This window comes from Streptomyces sp. NPDC031670 (genome assembly GCF_055580545.1).
In genome coordinates this window covers 356,735-372,154 of record NZ_JBVILC010000002.1, presented here as the reverse complement: position 1 = coordinate 372,154, position 15,420 = coordinate 356,735, and the positions used below count along the sequence as shown (strand labels likewise).

The window sequence follows — 15,420 nt, the reverse complement described above, 5'->3', positions numbered from 1 at the left end:
GGGCACATATGTGGCGCACTACTCTTGCGCCCATGTACGGCTACGACCAGAACCAGGGTGCTCAAGCGCAGTACTCCCAGCCGCAGCCCTCCTACGGAGAGCAGCCGCTGTACCCCGAGCCGTCACCGCCCTCGCTCGCGGACGCGGTGCGGGCGTTCACCACGGGCTCGCTCTCGGCCGAGGACTTCCAGCAGATCTTCGCGGGCTCCAAGGTGTACTGCCCGCGCGGCGACAACCCCGGGTTCCTGGCGCTGCACAACACGCAGCAGCCGGTCATCCCGATGTTCACCTCGCTCAAGGAGCTGCGCAGGTACGCGGGCAAGGAGTCCAAGTACTTCGTGATCACCGGCGCGGAGGTGATCGATCTGCTGCCGACCGGGTACGGCTTCGTCCTCGACATGGAGGGGGACCACCGGATGGTGTTCGACGCGAAGGCGGTCGAGCAGATGGTGGACTTCGCGATGCGGCGGATGTACGGCTGAGGGCCCCGCTTTCCTGCCTCCTCGCCTCCTTCGTACCTCCCTGCTCCCCCTCACGCCCCCCTCGGGAATCAGTGCGCCTTGCCGACTGTTCACCATTCAACTACTTTGGATGCTGAGCATCCCCCGAGGAGGGCCGTCCCATGCCAGCTGTGACCGTCGAAAACCCGCTCACCCTGCCGCGCGTGACCGCGCCGGAGGGTGCGGTGCCGCGTCCCGTGCTCGCCGTGAGCACGGCGCCGGCCGGCTTCGAGGGGGAGGGGTTCCCGGTGCGGCGCGCGTTCGCCGGGATCAACTACCAGTACCTGGACCCGTTCATCATGATGGACCAGATGGGTGAGGTGGAGTACGCGCCGGGCGAGCCCAAGGGCACGCCGTGGCACCCGCACCGGGGCTTCGAGACGGTGACCTACCTGATCGACGGCACCTTCGTCCACCAGGACAGCAACGGTGGCGGCGGCACGATCATGAACGGCGACACCCAGTGGATGACGGCCGGGTCCGGTCTGCTCCACATCGAGGCGCCGCCGGAGTCCCTGGTCACCTCGGGCGGCCTCTTCCACGGTCTCCAGCTGTGGGTGAACCTCCCCGCCGCCGACAAGATGATGGACCCGCGCTACCAGGACATCCGGGGCGGCCAGGTCCAGCTGCTGACCTCGCCGGACGGGGGCGCGCTGCTGCGGGTGATCGCGGGGGCGCTGGACGGCCACGAGGGGCCGGGGATCACGCACACCCCGATCACGATGATCCACGCGACGATCCGGCCCGGGGCGGAGGTCACGCTGCCATGGCGCTCGGACTTCAACGGGCTGGCGTACGTGCTGGCCGGGCGGGGGTCCGTGGGTGCGGGGCGCCGGCCCGTGCGGATGGGGCAGACCGCCGTCTTCGGTGACGGCGGGTCGCTGACGGTCCGGGCGGACGAGCGGCAGGACGGGAACACGCCCGACCTGGAGGTCGTGCTGCTGGGTGGGCGGCCCATCCGGGAGCCGATGGCGCACTACGGGCCGTTCGTGATGAACACGCGGGATGAGTTGCAGCAGGCGTTCGAGGACTTTCAGAAGGGGCGGTTGGGGACGGTGCCGGCGGTTCACGGGATGTGATGACCCCGGGCGGGGGGCTGCGCCCCCTGCACCCCCGGGCGGGGGCTGCGCCCCCTGCACCCCGCCTGCCGCCTTTCGTCTGCGGACCGTGGTCGGCCGCTCGCGCAGTTCCCCGCGCCCCCTGGGGGTCTCCCACACCCGGAACCCAAAGCTCAGCCACACCCGCTTGGGGGCCCGGCCGCCCCCCCCGCAGCCGCGGACAGGCACGGGTGTTCAGGGGCGCGGGGAACTGCGCGACCAGCCCCCACCGGGCCGCAGACGGACACGGGGTTTTTAGGGGCGCGGGGAACTGCGCGATCAGCCCCCACCGGGCCGCAGACGAGTACGGGTTTTAGGGGCGCGGGGAACTGCGCGATCAGCCCTCGCCCCCCGCAGGTGAGTGCGGGCCGGGGCGGAGCACGGGGGATGGGGGACCCGGGCGGGTGTACCCCGGGCGCGCGTGGGGGTGGGGCGTGGTGGCGTGGAGGCGTGCAGCACGGAACCCCCCTCCTCCCCGAGTCCGCGCGGCGCCTCGCCGCCTGGTGTGTCGTCGTGCTGCTCGTCACCGGGGTCGCCGCCGTCGCCGTCTGGCTCTGCGTCGTGTTCAAGACCGCCGTCACCCCCGTCCTGCTCGCCCTGCTGGGCACGGCCCTGCTCGGGCCCGTCTTCCGGCAGCTGCTGAAGCTGCGGATGAGGCGGTCGCTCGCCGCGGGGCTCACCTGCGTCGCGCTCGTGGCGGTGGTCGGCGGCGCCGGATACGTCGTCGCCGGCGCCCTCATCGACACCGGGGACCAGATCATCGAGTCGCTGCGGCAGGCCGGCCGCTGGCTCGCCGACCACTTCGGGGTCGCCGGCGGCGACGGCGTCTCCAGCCTCGCCGACAACGCCAAGCCGCTGCTCGGCAAGTTCGGCGCCACCGCCGCCTCGGGGCTGCTCACCGGCCTCAGCATCGTCGGCTCGCTCATCGCGACCGGGGTGCTGTCGCTGCTGCTGACCTTCTTCTTCCTGAAGGACTCCGACCGGGCCGTCCACCTGGCCCACTCCCTCGCCCCGCGCGGCACCGGGCCCGTCGTGGAGGCCATGGCCCGGCGGGCCTTCGAGGCCGTCGAGGGGTTCATGCGGGGGACCACGATCATCGCCCTCATCGACGCCCTGTGCATCACCGTCGGGCTGCTCGTGCTGCGCGTGCCCGGCGCGGTGGGGCTCGGCGCCCTCGTCTTCATCGGCGCGTACATCCCCTACCTCGGCGCCTTCGTCTCCGGCGCGGTCGCCGTCCTGGTGGCGCTCGCCGACCGGGGGTTCGGGATCGCGCTGTGGACGCTCGGGGTCGTCCTGGCCGTACAGCAGCTGGAGGGGCACATCCTCCAGCCGGTGATTCAGAGCCGGACCGTGCAGATGCACCCGGCCATGGTCATGATCGCCATCACGGCGGGGGCGAGCGTCGCGGGGCTGCTCGGGATGCTGCTCGCCGTGCCCGTCGCGGCTGCCGCCTTCGGTGTCCTCGGCGAGCTGCGCGGGCGTTACTCCGCGGGGGAGTCCCCGTCCGGTCCCTCGTAGAGCTCGAACCAGATCGACTTCCCCTCGCCCCGGGGGTCCACCCCCCACCGGTCCGCCAGCATCTCCATCAGCACCAGGCCCCGCCCGCTGGACGCCATCTCGCCGGGGCGGCGCTTGTGCGGCAGGTCGTCGCTGGTGTCGGCCACCTCCACGCGCAGACAGCGGGTGCCGGGCGTGCCGGTGGCCTCCGCGACCAGGAGCGCGTCGCCGTCCGTGTGGACCAGGACGTTGGTGACCATCTCGGAGACCATCAGGACGGCCGAGTCAACCTGCTCGTCGTCGGCCCAGTCGTGCAGCAGCTCACGCAGCTGGCGGCGGACCCCGGCGATCCGGTGCGGCTCGGCCTGGGCGACGGTCACGGCGGTGCGGCGGGCCGGGATTGTTCGGGTGCCCGGGCCCGTACCGCAGCCGCACACGTCGCTGTTGCGGCACAGCAGCAGTACCGCGATGTCGTCCTCGCGGCGGTCGGCCAGCGGCCCCACCGTGTGGTGCGAGGAGGGGCCGTGCACCGCCTGGACCAGCGCGTCCGCCAGCTTCTCCAGACCGTCCCCGGTGTCCTCCTCCAGCACCGGCCGCAGCCGGGTCCAGCCCGAGCCCATGTCGTGGCCGCCGGTCTCGATCAGCCCGTCCGTGCAGAGCATCATCGTCTCGCCCGGCTCCAGGACGAGCCGGGTGGTCGGATAGTCCGAGTCCGCCTCGATCCCCAGGGGCAGCCCGCCGGAGGTCTGGCGGATCAGTGCGGTGCCTTCGGCCGTACGGATGACGGGGTCGGGGTGGCCGGCCCGGGCGATGTCGAGGGTGCCCGTGGCGGGGTCGACCTCGATGTAGAGGCAGGTCGCGAAGCGCGGATGCTCGTCGCCCGTCTCGTAGGACTCCCCGTACGACTCGGTGATCCCGTACAGGAAGCGCGAGGCGCGCGAGAGGACCGCGTCGGGGCGGTGGCCCTCGCTCGCGTACGCCCGCAGCGCGATGCGCAGCTGGCCCATCAGCCCCGCGGCCCGTACGTCATGGCCCTGGACGTCCCCGATGACCAGGGCGAACCGGCCGGACGGCAGGGGGATCATGTCGTACCAGTCACCGCCCACCTGGAGGCCGCCGCCGGTCGGCACATAGCGGGCGGCGACCGTCATGCCCGGGATGTCGGGGCCCAGGGTCGGCATCATCGAGCGCTGGAGCCCCAGCGACAGCTCGCGCTCGGACTCCGCCTCGCCCGCGCGGGCCAGTGCCTGGGCCAGCATCCGCGCCACCGTGGTGAGCACCGACCGCTCGTCGGGGGTGAACGCCACGGGGTGCTTGAAGGCCGCCATCCAGGTGCCCATGGTCCGCCCCGCCACGATCAGCGGCAGGAACGCCCAGGACCTGCGGTCGAAGCGCCGGGCGAGCGGCCAGGTGGCCGGGTAGCGGCGGCGGTACTCCTCGGGGCTGGAGAGGTAGATGGCCCGCCCGTTCCGTACGACGTCCGCCGCCGGGTAGTCGGTGTCCAGCGGCATGTCCGCGAAGGGTCCGTCGTCGCCGGGGTTGTGCCCGTGGTGGCCGATGATCGACAGCCGGTCGCCCGCGACCCCGAAGACGGCGAGACCGTCCGGGGAGAAGCCCGGCATGGAGAGCGAGGCCGCCACCCGCAGCACCTCGGCCGTGGAGCGGGCCTCGGCCAGCGCCCGGCCCGCGTCCAGCAGGAACGCCTCCCGGGAGCGGCGCCAGTCGCCGGTGATGGGGGTGTGCGCGGCGATGGAGGGCTGCGGTTCCGCGACCTCCTGGAGGGTGCCTACCAGGACGTAGTCCACGCCGTCGGCGGTCTCCTTGCGCAGCGGCTTGGAGCGGCTGCGTACGGTCCGCAGCACCCGCCCGTTCTCGTCCATGATCCGCATCCGGGCCTCGGCGAGGGTGCCCTCCGCGACGGCCAGGGCCACGATCTGGTCGACCTCGTTCCAGTCGACCGGGTGGAAGCGGGAGCGCACGGCGGCCTCGGTGAGCGCCACCCGCTCGGGGGGCAGGCCGAGGAGGCGGGCGGCCTCGGCGTCGAGCGTGACCGTTCCGGACGCGTTGTCCCAGCGCCACAGCCCGGTGGCGATCGCAGCCAGGACGTCCTCGGTGCGCATGATCCCCACTCTAGGCAGCCCGTTTTATACCGGCGAGAGCTGCTGGGCCCGGCCGGTAACCTGGAGGGACTGTTTCCCGCCTGTCACGCGAAGAACTGGATGAAGAAATGCACCGGTACAGGTCCCACACCTGCGGCGAGCTCCGCGCCTCCGACGTCGGCACCGACGTCCGGCTGAGCGGCTGGCTGCACAATCGCCGAGACCTGGGCGGCATCCTCTTCATCGATCTGCGCGACCACTACGGCATCACCCAGCTGGTCGCCCGCCCCGGCACGGCCGGCGCGGAGGTCCTGGACAAGCTCTCCAAGGAGACCGTCGTCCGGATCGACGGCAAGGTCGTTTCGCGCGGCGCGGAGAACGTGAACGCGGACCTGCCGACCGGTGAGATCGAGATCGAGGTCGGCGAGGTCGAGGTGCTCGGCGCGGCCGGCCCGCTGCCGTTCACGATCAACGCCGAGGACGGCGTCAACGAGGAGCGGCGCCTTGAGTACCGCTTCCTCGACCTGCGCCGCGAGCGCATGCACCGCAACATCATGCTGCGCTCGGCCGTCATCTCGGCGATGCGCCACAAGATGACCGCGCTCGGCTTCAACGAGATGGCGACCCCGATCCTCGCCGCGACCTCCCCCGAGGGCGCCCGCGACTTCGTCGTCCCCTCCCGGCTGAACCCCGGCAAGTTCTACGCCCTGCCGCAGGCCCCGCAGCAGTTCAAGCAGCTGCTGATGATCTCCGGCTTCGACCGCTACTTCCAGATCGCGCCCTGCTTCCGCGACGAGGACGCCCGCGCGGACCGCTCGCCCGGCGAGTTCTACCAGCTCGACGTCGAGATGAGCTTCGTCGAGCAGGAGGACGTCTTCCAGCCGATCGAGAAGCTCATGACCGAGCTGTTCGAGGAGTTCGGCGGCGGACGCCACGTCACCTCGCCGTTCCCGCGCATCCCGTTCCGCGAGTCGATGCTGAAGTACGGCAACGACAAGCCTGACCTGCGCGCCCGGCTGGAGCTCGTCGACATCACCGATGTCTTCGAGGGCTCGGAGTTCAAGGCGTTCGCCGGCAAGCACGTGCGCGCGCTGCCGGTGCCGGACGTCGCGGGCCAGTCCCGCAAGTTCTTCGACGGCCTCGGTGAGTACGCGGTGGAGCACGGCGCCAAGGGCCTGGCCTGGATCCGTGTCGGCGAGGACGGCGCCTTCACCGGCCCGATCGCCAAGTTCCTCACCGAGGAGAACGTCGCCGAGCTGACCAAGCGCCTGTCGCTGGCCGCCGGGCACGCCGTCTTCTTCGGCGCGGGCGAGTACGACGAGGTCTCCAAGATCATGGGCGCGGTCCGCGTCGAGGCCGCCAAGCGCTCCGGCCACTTCGAGGAGGGCGTCTTCCGGTTCTGCTGGATCGTCGACTTCCCGATGTACGAGAAGGACGAGGAGACCGGGAAGATCGACTTCTCCCACAACCCCTTCTCGATGCCGCAGGGCGGCATGAAGGACCTGGAGGAGAAGGACCCGTTGGACATCCTCGCGTGGCAGTACGACATCGTCTGCAACGGCATCGAGCTGTCCTCCGGCGCGATCCGCAACCACGAGCCCGACATCATGCTGAAGGCGTTCGAGATCGCGGGGTACGAGGCGGAGACCGTCGAGCGCGAGTTCGCGGGCATGCTGCGGGCGTTCCGCCTCGGCGCCCCGCCGCACGGCGGTATCGCCCCGGGCGTCGACCGCATCGTGATGCTGCTGGCCGACGAGCCCAACATCCGCGAGACCATCGCGTTCCCGCTCAACGGCAACGCGCAGGACCTGATGATGGGCGCGCCCAGCGAGCTGGAGGAGTCCCGGCTGCGTGAGCTGAACATCCAGCTGCGCAAGCCGGTCGCCCCCAAGGGCGCGGAGAAGTAGACGCGCCGGAGCGGTCCGCTTCGTAGGGCGAAGGGCCCGGATCCCCCGTGGATCCGGGCCCTTCGCCGTGTCCGGGCGCGTTACCGGGTACGTCTACCGGCTCGGATACGGGCTCGGATACGGGTTCGGATGCGGGGCAACCGTACGGCCGCGGCAGCGCCCGCGCGCCCTGGACCCGGCGCGCACTCCGGTGGTCGTGATGGGGGACGCGGCGGCCCCGGCCCGCTGAGCCCGCCCCCGGGTCAGTCGTCGGCCGGGCCCACCGGGTCCGGCGACGGCGGGCCGCACGGGCGGCTGGTGCTCTGCCGGTTCGCCTCGCGGACCTTGGCCAGGAGCTCCTCGCGCCGGCGTTCCTCCTCCGCCTGCTGCTGGTCGGTACTCCTCGTCACTGCGGGCACCCCCTCAGTACGTACTCCATGTGCGCAGCGTGCGCGCCCACGGCGCGGCCCGCAACCCGGGGAGGGCAGCGGAAAGGCCCGGAACCACGGGCTCCCGTCCGCTCCTGGGAGCGCGGGGGAGGGGTTCCGGGCCTTCACGCGCGCGTTACGCGGGCTTCTCCTCCAGACGCGGGAACAGCACCGCGCCCTTCGTCACCGTCGCGCCGACCGGCAGCCGGCCCCAGTCGCCGGCGTCCTGCACCCGCTGGTCGGCCAGCGCGCCCAGACCGGCCGCCTCGGCGCCCAGCGAGTCCCACAGCTTCTGCGAGGTGTCCGGCATGACCGGGTTCAGCAGGACCGCGACCGCGCGCAGCGCCTCGGCGGCGGTGTAGAGGATGGTCGCCAGGCGCGCCCGGCCCTCCTCCGACTCGTCCTTGGCCACCTTCCACGGCTCCTGCTCCGTGATGTAGCCGTTGACCTGCTTCACGAAGTCGAAGACGGCCAGGATGCCGCCCTGGAAGTCCAGCTCCTCGCCGATCTTCCGGTCCGCCACGGTCACGGCCTTCACCAGGCCGTCGGCGATGGCCCGCTCGGCCTCGCCGGCGGCGGTCGCCGCGGGCAGCGTGCCCCCGAAGTACTTGCCGACCATGGCCGCCACGCGCGAGGCGAGGTTGCCGTAGTCGTTGGCGAGCTCCGAGGTGTACCGGGCGGTGAAGTCCTCCCAGGAGAACGAGCCGTCCTGGCCGAAGGCGATGGCGCGCAGGAAGTACCAGCGGTAGGCGTCCACGCCGAAGTGCGAGGTCAGGTCCTGCGGCTTGATGCCGGTGAGGCTCGACTTGGACATCTTCTCGCCGCCGACCATCAGCCAGCCGTGCCCGAAGACCTGGCCGGGCACGGGCAGGCCGTTGGCCATCAGCATCGCGGGCCAGATGACCGCGTGGAAGCGGAGGATGTCCTTTCCGACCAGGTGCACGTTGGCCGGGAAGGTCTGCTCGAACTTCTCCTGGTTGGCGCCGTAGCCGACGGCCGTGGCGTAGTTCAGGAGCGCGTCGACCCACACGTAGATGACGTGCTTGTCGTCCCACGGGATCGGGACGCCCCAGTCGAAGGCCGACCGGGAGATCGACAGATCCTGGAGGCCCTGCTTCACGAAGTTCAGGACCTCGTTGCGGGCCGACTCGGGCTGGATGAAGCCCGGGTTCGCCTCGTAGAACTCCAGGAGCTTCGGGCCGTACTCGGACAGCTTGAAGAAGTAGTTCTCCTCCTTGAGGATCTCCACCGGCTTCTTGTGGACGGGGCACAGCTTGGTGCCGTCCTCGGCCTCGATGAGGTCCCCGGGGAGCTTGTACTCCTCGCAGCCCACGCAGTACGGGCCCTCGTAGCCGCCCTTGTAGATCTCGCCCTTGTCGTACAGGTCCTGCACGAACTCCTGCACCCGGTCGGTGTGCCGCTTCTCCGTCGTACGGATGAAGTCGTCGTTCGCGATCTCCAGGTGCTCCCAGAGGGGCTTCCAGGCCTCCTCGACGAGCTTGTCGCACCACTCCTGCGGGGTGACCCCGTTCGCGTCGGCCGTGCGCATGATCTTCTGACCGTGCTCGTCCGTGCCGGTGAGGTACCACACCTTCTCGCCGCGCTGACGGTGCCAGCGCGTGAGCACGTCGCCTGCGACGGTCGTGTAGGCGTGGCCCAGGTGAGGAGCGTCGTTGACGTAGTAGATGGGGGTCGATACGTAGAAGGACTTCACGTCGTTCGCCCCCTGCTTCTCGGATCCAGTGGCCGCCATGGTCGAAATCCTAACGGCCACGGGAAGATCCACTCACCCGCGTGAACGCCGGGGGCGGGCGGGGGCCGGCCTCGGGGCGCGGGGGACCGTGCGACCGGTCCTCCCGCGCTCCCGGGCCGCGGGGATCAGTCCCGCTGGGCGAACCCGGCGAGGAGACCCTTGTAGAACGCGGTGTCGGGCACGTCACTGGGCGCGGGCCCCGCGTGCAGGAACGCCGCGTTCGGCGCGTCCAGCTTCCTCAGGAAGTCGAACGCCTTGCTGTCGTCCTCGCCGAACGCCACGAACTGCCAGAACAGGTCCTTGCCGGACGCGTCGGCGAGCGCCTCCCGGGCCGCCACCTTGGCGTCCGGGGCGCCGTCGGTCTGGAAGACCACCAGCGCGGGGCCGTCGCCGTCGCTCTTCTCGTAGTGCTCCACGACCGCCTCGACGGCGCACTGGTAGCTGGTGCGCCCCATGTGGCCGAGCGCCGCGTGCGTCTCGTCGACGACGCCCTCGTACGAGGTGAGGGAGAGGTCGGCGGTGCCGTCGAGCTCGGTGGAGAAGAACACGGTGTGCACGGCGGCGTCCTCGTCGAGGTGCGCCGCGAGCGCGAGCACCCGCTCGGCGAGGTGCTGGGCGCTGCCGTCCTTGTAGTACGGCCGCATCGACCCGGACCGGTCCAGCACGAGGTACACGGTGGCCCGCGCCCCGTTCAGCCCGGCCTTGCGCAGCTGGGCGCCGGCGGCCTTGTAGTGGTCGACGAGACCGGGCGCGCGGGACTTGAGACGGGCGAGGGTGACGGCGGGGGCGGCCTTGGCAGCGGGCTCGGGCTCGGGCTGCGGCTCGGGGTCGGCTTCGGCCTGTACGGGCTCGGGGTCGGGCTCGGCGGCCTTGGGCTCGGGGTCGGGCTCGGGCTCGGCGGCCTGCGCCTCGGGCTGGACGGCCTTCGCCTCCGGCTCGGGCTTCTCCGCCTCGGCGGTCTCCGGTTCCGGCTCGACAGCCTTCGGCTTCGCCTCGGCGGCCTCCGGCTCCGGCTCCGGGGCAGGGGCCTTTGTCGCCGGCTCCGACTCGGTCTCCGGGGCCGGCTCCGGCTTCGCGGTCTTCTCCGTCAGCGGGGACTCCGCGCGCGGCTGCGGCACCTCGGAGGCGGCCGATTCCGGCTCCGGCTCCGGTTCCGGTTCCGGCGCCGACGGCTCGGCCGGGGACACGTCCTCCACCGGTCGCGTCGGCGCCGGCACGGCGGCCCGCGGGGTCGCGTCGAACGCCGCCGCGACCAGTTCCTCCGCGGGGGACAGATCGCGCCGGGCGGGCGCCGGAACGGTCGGGGTCGTGGACGCGGCGGGCGCCGACTCGTCGGCGGGGGCCGGTACGGCCGCCGCGGCCGGGGCCGACTCCTCCGTCGGAGCCGCCGTCAGGTCGGCGCTCTCCGCGTCGCGATCGCGTCCGAACACTTTGCGCAGCAAGCTCCGAATGCCCATGGGCGAGGCCTTTCGCATGAGTTGGGTGCGATGTGCGGTGCAGGGTGGTGCAGGGCGTTGCGTACCCACGCCGCGTGAGCGGGAGCACGAGCGTGGACACGTAAGGTTAGCGATCCGATCCGGTCAACCTCGGCAGGGGGCGGACGACGCCGTACCGCTTACGCCCCGGACGGATCCGTCACCGGATGATCTGCTGCCCCGGATCGCCCGCGCACACCCCCGGGACCGGCCCGGCGGGCGCCCGTGGAGCGCGGGAACCGCGGGCACCGTCAGGGGCGCAGGGCCAGCGGGCCCGACAGCCAGGTGCGGTACGGCGCGGACTGCCGCGCCGCCTCCCAGTACGCCGAGTCCAGCGCGGAGTGCACCGTCCCGTACACCCCCGACTCGTACGCCCCCGCCCGCGCCGCCAGCAGGAGCCGTACCGCCAGCGGGTCCCCCCGCAGCGGGCGGATCGCCATGTCCGCCCGGGGCCGGGACGTCGGCTGGCAGGGGGTGACGACCTCGCCGGACGCCACCAGGGACGCCGCCGTCAGGTAATCCCCGTGCAGCACCCGGGGGTTGACCCCCGCCGCCGCGAACACCCGCCGCAAACCGTCCCACTCCCCGTCCACACTGGGATCGACCATCCACCGGTCCCCCGCCAGATCGGCCAGATCCACCACGTCCTCCCCGGCCGCCGGGTGGTCCGCCGCCAGCGAGATGAACTGCGGCTCGCGCTCGACGAGCACCCGCACATCGAGCCCCTCCGGCACCCGCAGCGGGCACCCCTCCACCTGGTGGACGAAGGCCACATCGAGCTCCCCCGCCGCGACCAGGCCGAGCAACGCGTGGGCGGAGACGTCGACATGGAGCTGTGTCTCCATGCCCGGGAGCCTTTCCCGCAGCCGCCGCAGCCACCCCGGAATGGCCCGGCTGGCGGTGGACCCGATCCGCAGCCGGGGCCGCCCGTCGACCCCGTCGACAGCCGCCCGTACCTCCGTGACCAGCGCGTCCATCCCCGCGAGCAGCGGCCGGGCGCGGCTGAGGACGGTCCGGCCGAGCGGTGTCGGACGGCAGCCGGTGCGCTCCCGGGAGAAGAGCAGGCCGCCCAGTGAGTGCTCGATCCGCCGGAGCTGGTTGGTCAGGGCCGGCTGGCTGGTTCCGAGCTGCCGCGCGGCCCTGTGCAGACTGCCGGTGTCGGCGATCGCGCAGAGGGCGCGGAGGTGCCTCACGTCGAGCTCCATGGCCCGAGGGTAAAGGGCTTGTCATGTCCCGCACTAGACGGCCGATTCCCCGCCGATAACGCGGAGTTATCGCCGGTTGTCATCATCCCCGGGCGTATCCGGCTCCCCGACACTCGCCCTTGCCCCCGGCAACCCACCGGGGACACCCCCACGAATGAACGAGCAGGAGCCCCCCATGAGACACCAGAGGACTGTCGTCCTGTCCACCGCCCTGGGTCTGGCGCTCGCCGGCCTGGGCGCGATCCCCGCCACGGCCGCCGCCCCCTCCGCTTCCTCTTCCGCCCCCTCCGCCGCTTCCGCGTACGTGCACGGCGCGTCGTACGCCGGGTCCGCCAAGGAGGCGGCCAACAACAAGGCGTTCTACGACGCCGTGATGAAGTCCGTGGCCAAGAAGCGGGCGGCGAACCCGCTGGCGGCCTCCGTCACCGTCTACTACAGCACCCGTAACGCGCCGAGCTTCCGTTCGCAGATATCGCAGTCCGCGCAGATCTGGAACTCCTCGGTGCAGAACGTACGCCTCGCCGAGTCGTCCTCCGGCGCGGACTTCTCGTACTACGAGGGCAACGACCCGCAGGGCTCGTACGCGTCCACGGACGGGCACGGCGGCGGGTACATCTTCCTGGACTACCAGCAGAACCAGCAGTACTACTCGGTCCGTGTCGTCGCGCACGAGACCGGCCACGTCCTCGGGCTGCCGGACCACTACTCGGGTCCGTGCAGCGAGCTGATGTCCGGCGGCGGGCCGGGCACGTCGTGCCGGAACGCGTACCCGAACAGCACGGAGCGGTCCCGGGTGAACAGCCTGTGGCGCAACGGGCTGGCGTCGGCGTTCAAGCCCGCGGCGTAGGTTCTTCGGGCCGGCATGCGGCCGGGCGGGCGGGTAGGACCCGGGTGCGCCCCGGGTGTCGTACCCCTCTGGCAGCATGGCCGCATGCCGAGTGTCTCTCCCCGCCGTTCGTGTCCGTCGTGCGGCCGTGCCGTGGCCGTGGTGGCGGGACGGTACGTACGCCATGATCCGCGTGCGCGGGTGGCGGGCGGGGGGGAGCTGACGCTGTGCCCGGGGTCGAAGCGGGCGGCGCCGCCGGGGGTGGGCCAGGCCACCCTGGACGGCTACGAGGTCGCCCCGTTCCCGGGGCAGCTGCCCCTGTTCTGAGGGGGGGCGGTTTCGGCCGCCGCTCTTCCGCGGGGCGGGGGTGGCTGGTCGCGCAGTTCCCCGCGCCCCTGGGAGCTGTGGCCGAGCTCTGTTTCCCGGCTGACCAGGACCCCCCAAGGGGCGCGGGGAACTGCGCGACCGGCCCCCACCGGCCCGCAGACGAGCCTCGGGCCAAAGGGCAGGCGCCCCCACCGGCCCGCAGACGAGCCTCGGGCCAAAGGGCAGGCGCCCCCACCGGCCCGCAGACGAACCCCGGGCCAAGGGCAGCCGCCCCTACTCCCGCGTGTAGAACACGTAGAACGCCGCCAGCCCCATCGCAGCCCCCAGCACCGCCCCCATCCCCGACGCCCCCAGCACACTCTCGCCCGACTGGGCGTACAGGAACCCCGTGCCCGCGCCGAACAGCGTTCCGAAGGCCAGCGCCCGCAGCTCCCGGGGCAGGCGGCCCTGGATCAGCAGCAGGCCGAGGCCCAGCGCGGCGATGACCGCCCCGGACACCAGGCCCAGCGCGATGTTCCCGCCCGTCACCTCGCCGCCCCTGCGGCTGATGGACGCGGCCCAGAAGCCGTAGAAGACGCCGATCACGATCGGCAGGGCGATCAGGGCGGCCGGCAGGCCGAGCCGGGTCGGCCGGCCGGAGACGTGGCTCGGCCTCGACGAGGGCTGCCTCCTCGGCATCGCTGCGTGTGAGGACATGGCGGACTCCTTCCACGACACTTCCCCCATACAGCCCACACCCGCGCGCCCCGCCCGGCAACCCGGGGTTGGCTGGACCCGTGCGCTCCCATGTCACCGCCGTCGGCCTCGGCATCGCCGCAGGCGGGCTCGGGCTGCGCGCGCTCGTCGCCCTCGGCCGGATCCTGACCCTCGCCGACCTCCCGCCCCGCGCCGACCCCGGTACGGCGGCGGGCGTGTACGACGCGCTCACCGCCCTCCTGCGCACCACCTCCTGGGCCGCCGTCGCCGCCGGTCTCGCCCTGGCGCTGACGGCGTGGCTCAGCGGTCGCCTGCGGCGAGCTCCGCCAGCCGACGAAGCGCCGCATCCAGCACCGGCCGTGGCGGCGACGCCAGACCCACCCTGACCGCGTCCGGCGCCGACCCCGCGCCCACCGCGAACGCGGACCCGGGCGTCACCGCGATCCCCAGCTCCCCTGCCGCCGCCGTGAAGGTCTCCGCCCGCCACGGCTCGGGCAGTTGCCACCAGCAGTAGAAGGACCGGGGGTCCGTGACGACGGAGAAAGCGCCCAGGTGGCGCGCGACCAGCGCCTGCCGCGCCGCCGCCTCCGCCCGCTTCGCCGCCGCCACGGTCTCGACCGTCCCGTCGTCCACCCACCGCGCCGCCGCCTCCAGATTGAACCGGCCCGCCGTCCACGCCCCCGAGCGCAGCGCCCGCGCGGCCTTCTCGCCGTACGCCTCGGGCACGCTCAGGAATCCCACCGTCAGGCCGGGCGCCAGCCGCTTGGAGAGGCTGTCGACGAGGAGGGTCCGCTCCGGCGCGTACGCCGCCAGTGGTGCGGGCGTCCCGGGTCCGTCCGCCAGGAACGCCCAGGTCGTGTCCTCGATGGCGGCAAGCCCCGACTCCCGCAGCGCCACCGCCAGTTCCGCCCGCCGCGCCCCCGGCATCGTCAGCGACAGCGGGTTGTGGAGCGTGGGCTGTACGTACACCGCGCTCAGCGGCGTACGCCGGTGGACCGCCTCCAGTGCCGTCGGCAGCATCCCCGACCCGTCCGTCGCGATCGGCACCAGGGAGATCCCCAGCCGCTCCGCCACTGCCTTGACCAGCGGATACGTCAGCTCCTCCACGCCCACCCGGGCCCCCGGCCCGGCCAGCGAGGAGAGTGCAGCCGCGATCGCCTGGCGGCCGTTGCCCGCGAACAGCAGCCGGTCCGGGTCCGGACGCCAGCCGGGGCGGGCCAGCATCCGTGCCGCCGCCGCCCGCGCCCCGGGCGTGCCGTCGGCCGCCGCCGGGCGGGTGGCCTCCAGCAGGACGTCCGGGCGGGCCAGGCCCAGGAGAGCGCGCCCCATCAGCTCCGACTGCCCGTCCGCCACCGGGTAGTTGAGCTCCAGGTTCACCGGGGTGCGGCCACTGTCCTCGGCCAGCACCGACCCGGGGTGCGGCGGAGCGGCCCGGACGAACGTGCCGCGCCCGACCTCGCCCACCACCAGGCCCCGCCGCACCAGCTCCCCGTACGCCCGGATCGCGGTGGAGACCGCCACCTGGTGGCGGCGTGCGAACGTCCGCTGGGGCGGCAGCCGGTCGCCCGGCCGCAGCCTTCCCTCGGCTATCGCCGCCGCGACGCCGTCCGCCAGCCGCAGGTAGTCCATCC

15 protein-coding genes are annotated in these 15,420 nt (G+C 72.6%); 8 read left to right on the top strand and 7 right to left on the bottom strand.

What is annotated here, in order from left to right; all coding sequences use genetic code 11:
• Nucleotides 1–32 precede the first annotated feature (32 nt).
• From ACZ5ID_RS05735 to ACZ5ID_RS05725, 3 genes are all read left to right on the top strand, one after another.
• Complete coding sequence (locus ACZ5ID_RS05735; protein WP_358833726.1) at nucleotides 33–482, top strand: SseB family protein; 450 nt, start codon at nucleotides 33–35, stop codon at nucleotides 480–482.
• 140 nt (nucleotides 483–622) lie between these two features.
• Nucleotides 623–1,579 (top strand): pirin family protein, encoded by a 957-nt coding sequence (locus ACZ5ID_RS05730; RefSeq protein ID WP_468893758.1) that lies wholly within the window; start codon nucleotides 623–625, stop codon nucleotides 1,577–1,579.
• Between the two features lie 468 nt (nucleotides 1,580–2,047).
• Complete coding sequence (locus ACZ5ID_RS05725) at nucleotides 2,048–3,115, top strand: AI-2E family transporter (RefSeq protein ID WP_468893756.1); 1,068 nt, start codon at nucleotides 2,048–2,050, stop codon at nucleotides 3,113–3,115.
• On the opposite strand, the gene ACZ5ID_RS05720 is transcribed toward ACZ5ID_RS05725, so the two are convergent.
• Entirely contained in the window at nucleotides 3,079–5,214 is a 2,136-nt protein-coding gene (locus ACZ5ID_RS05720) for a SpoIIE family protein phosphatase (protein WP_468893754.1), read from the bottom strand. The genes ACZ5ID_RS05725 and ACZ5ID_RS05720 overlap by 37 nt on opposite strands.
• Nucleotides 5,215–5,321: 107 nt before the next feature.
• Here ACZ5ID_RS05720 and aspS point away from each other — a divergent pair, with 107 nt between their 5' ends.
• Nucleotides 5,322–7,100 carry an aspartate--tRNA ligase gene (gene aspS / locus ACZ5ID_RS05715; protein WP_468893752.1) on the top strand — a complete coding sequence of 593 codons (1,779 nt, stop codon included), beginning with the start codon at nucleotides 5,322–5,324 and terminating at the stop codon, nucleotides 7,098–7,100.
• Between the two features lie 67 nt (nucleotides 7,101–7,167).
• Nucleotides 7,168–7,329, top strand: coding sequence for a hypothetical protein (locus ACZ5ID_RS05710; protein WP_468893750.1), 162 nt, complete (start codon nucleotides 7,168–7,170; stop codon nucleotides 7,327–7,329).
• A gap of 13 nt (nucleotides 7,330–7,342) precedes the next feature.
• Here ACZ5ID_RS05710 and ACZ5ID_RS05705 read toward each other — a convergent pair whose 3' ends face one another.
• From ACZ5ID_RS05705 to ACZ5ID_RS05690, 4 genes are all read right to left on the bottom strand, one after another.
• The gene (locus ACZ5ID_RS05705) at nucleotides 7,343–7,489 is read right to left on the bottom strand and encodes a hypothetical protein (protein ID WP_406557056.1); all 147 of its coding nucleotides are present in this window, start codon (nucleotides 7,487–7,489) and stop codon (nucleotides 7,343–7,345) included.
• 154 nt (nucleotides 7,490–7,643) lie between these two features.
• The gene (gene metG, locus ACZ5ID_RS05700; protein ID WP_468893747.1) at nucleotides 7,644–9,260 is read right to left on the bottom strand and encodes a methionine--tRNA ligase; all 1,617 of its coding nucleotides are present in this window, start codon (nucleotides 9,258–9,260) and stop codon (nucleotides 7,644–7,646) included.
• Between the two features lie 125 nt (nucleotides 9,261–9,385).
• Nucleotides 9,386–10,690: a VWA domain-containing protein gene (locus ACZ5ID_RS05695; RefSeq protein ID WP_468893745.1), complete on the bottom strand. Its 1,305-nt coding sequence runs from the start codon at nucleotides 10,688–10,690 to the stop codon at nucleotides 9,386–9,388.
• 296 nt (nucleotides 10,691–10,986) lie between these two features.
• Complete coding sequence (locus tag ACZ5ID_RS05690; protein WP_406556817.1) at nucleotides 10,987–11,940, bottom strand: LysR family transcriptional regulator; 954 nt, start codon at nucleotides 11,938–11,940, stop codon at nucleotides 10,987–10,989.
• 175 nt (nucleotides 11,941–12,115) lie between these two features.
• Here ACZ5ID_RS05690 and snpA point away from each other — a divergent pair, with 175 nt between their 5' ends.
• Nucleotides 12,116–12,787 (top strand): snapalysin, encoded by a 672-nt coding sequence (gene snpA / locus ACZ5ID_RS05685; RefSeq protein WP_406556818.1) that lies wholly within the window; start codon nucleotides 12,116–12,118, stop codon nucleotides 12,785–12,787.
• A gap of 84 nt (nucleotides 12,788–12,871) precedes the next feature.
• Complete coding sequence (locus tag ACZ5ID_RS05680) at nucleotides 12,872–13,093, top strand: hypothetical protein (protein ID WP_468893742.1); 222 nt, start codon at nucleotides 12,872–12,874, stop codon at nucleotides 13,091–13,093.
• 273 nt (nucleotides 13,094–13,366) lie between these two features.
• Here ACZ5ID_RS05680 and ACZ5ID_RS05675 read toward each other — a convergent pair whose 3' ends face one another.
• Nucleotides 13,367–13,789 (bottom strand): hypothetical protein, encoded by a 423-nt coding sequence (locus tag ACZ5ID_RS05675; protein ID WP_468893740.1) that lies wholly within the window; start codon nucleotides 13,787–13,789, stop codon nucleotides 13,367–13,369.
• An 80-nt stretch (nucleotides 13,790–13,869) separates the two neighbouring features.
• Here ACZ5ID_RS05675 and ACZ5ID_RS05670 point away from each other — a divergent pair, with 80 nt between their 5' ends.
• Nucleotides 13,870–14,175, top strand: a complete 306-nt coding sequence (locus ACZ5ID_RS05670) for a hypothetical protein (protein ID WP_468893738.1) — start codon at nucleotides 13,870–13,872, stop codon at nucleotides 14,173–14,175.
• On the opposite strand, the gene ACZ5ID_RS05665 is transcribed toward ACZ5ID_RS05670, so the two are convergent.
• Nucleotides 14,090–15,418, bottom strand: coding sequence for an aminotransferase-like domain-containing protein (locus ACZ5ID_RS05665; RefSeq protein ID WP_468893736.1), 1,329 nt, complete (start codon nucleotides 15,416–15,418; stop codon nucleotides 14,090–14,092). The two genes, ACZ5ID_RS05670 and ACZ5ID_RS05665, sit on opposite strands and share 86 nt — an antisense overlap.
• Nucleotides 15,419–15,420 lie beyond the last annotated feature (2 nt).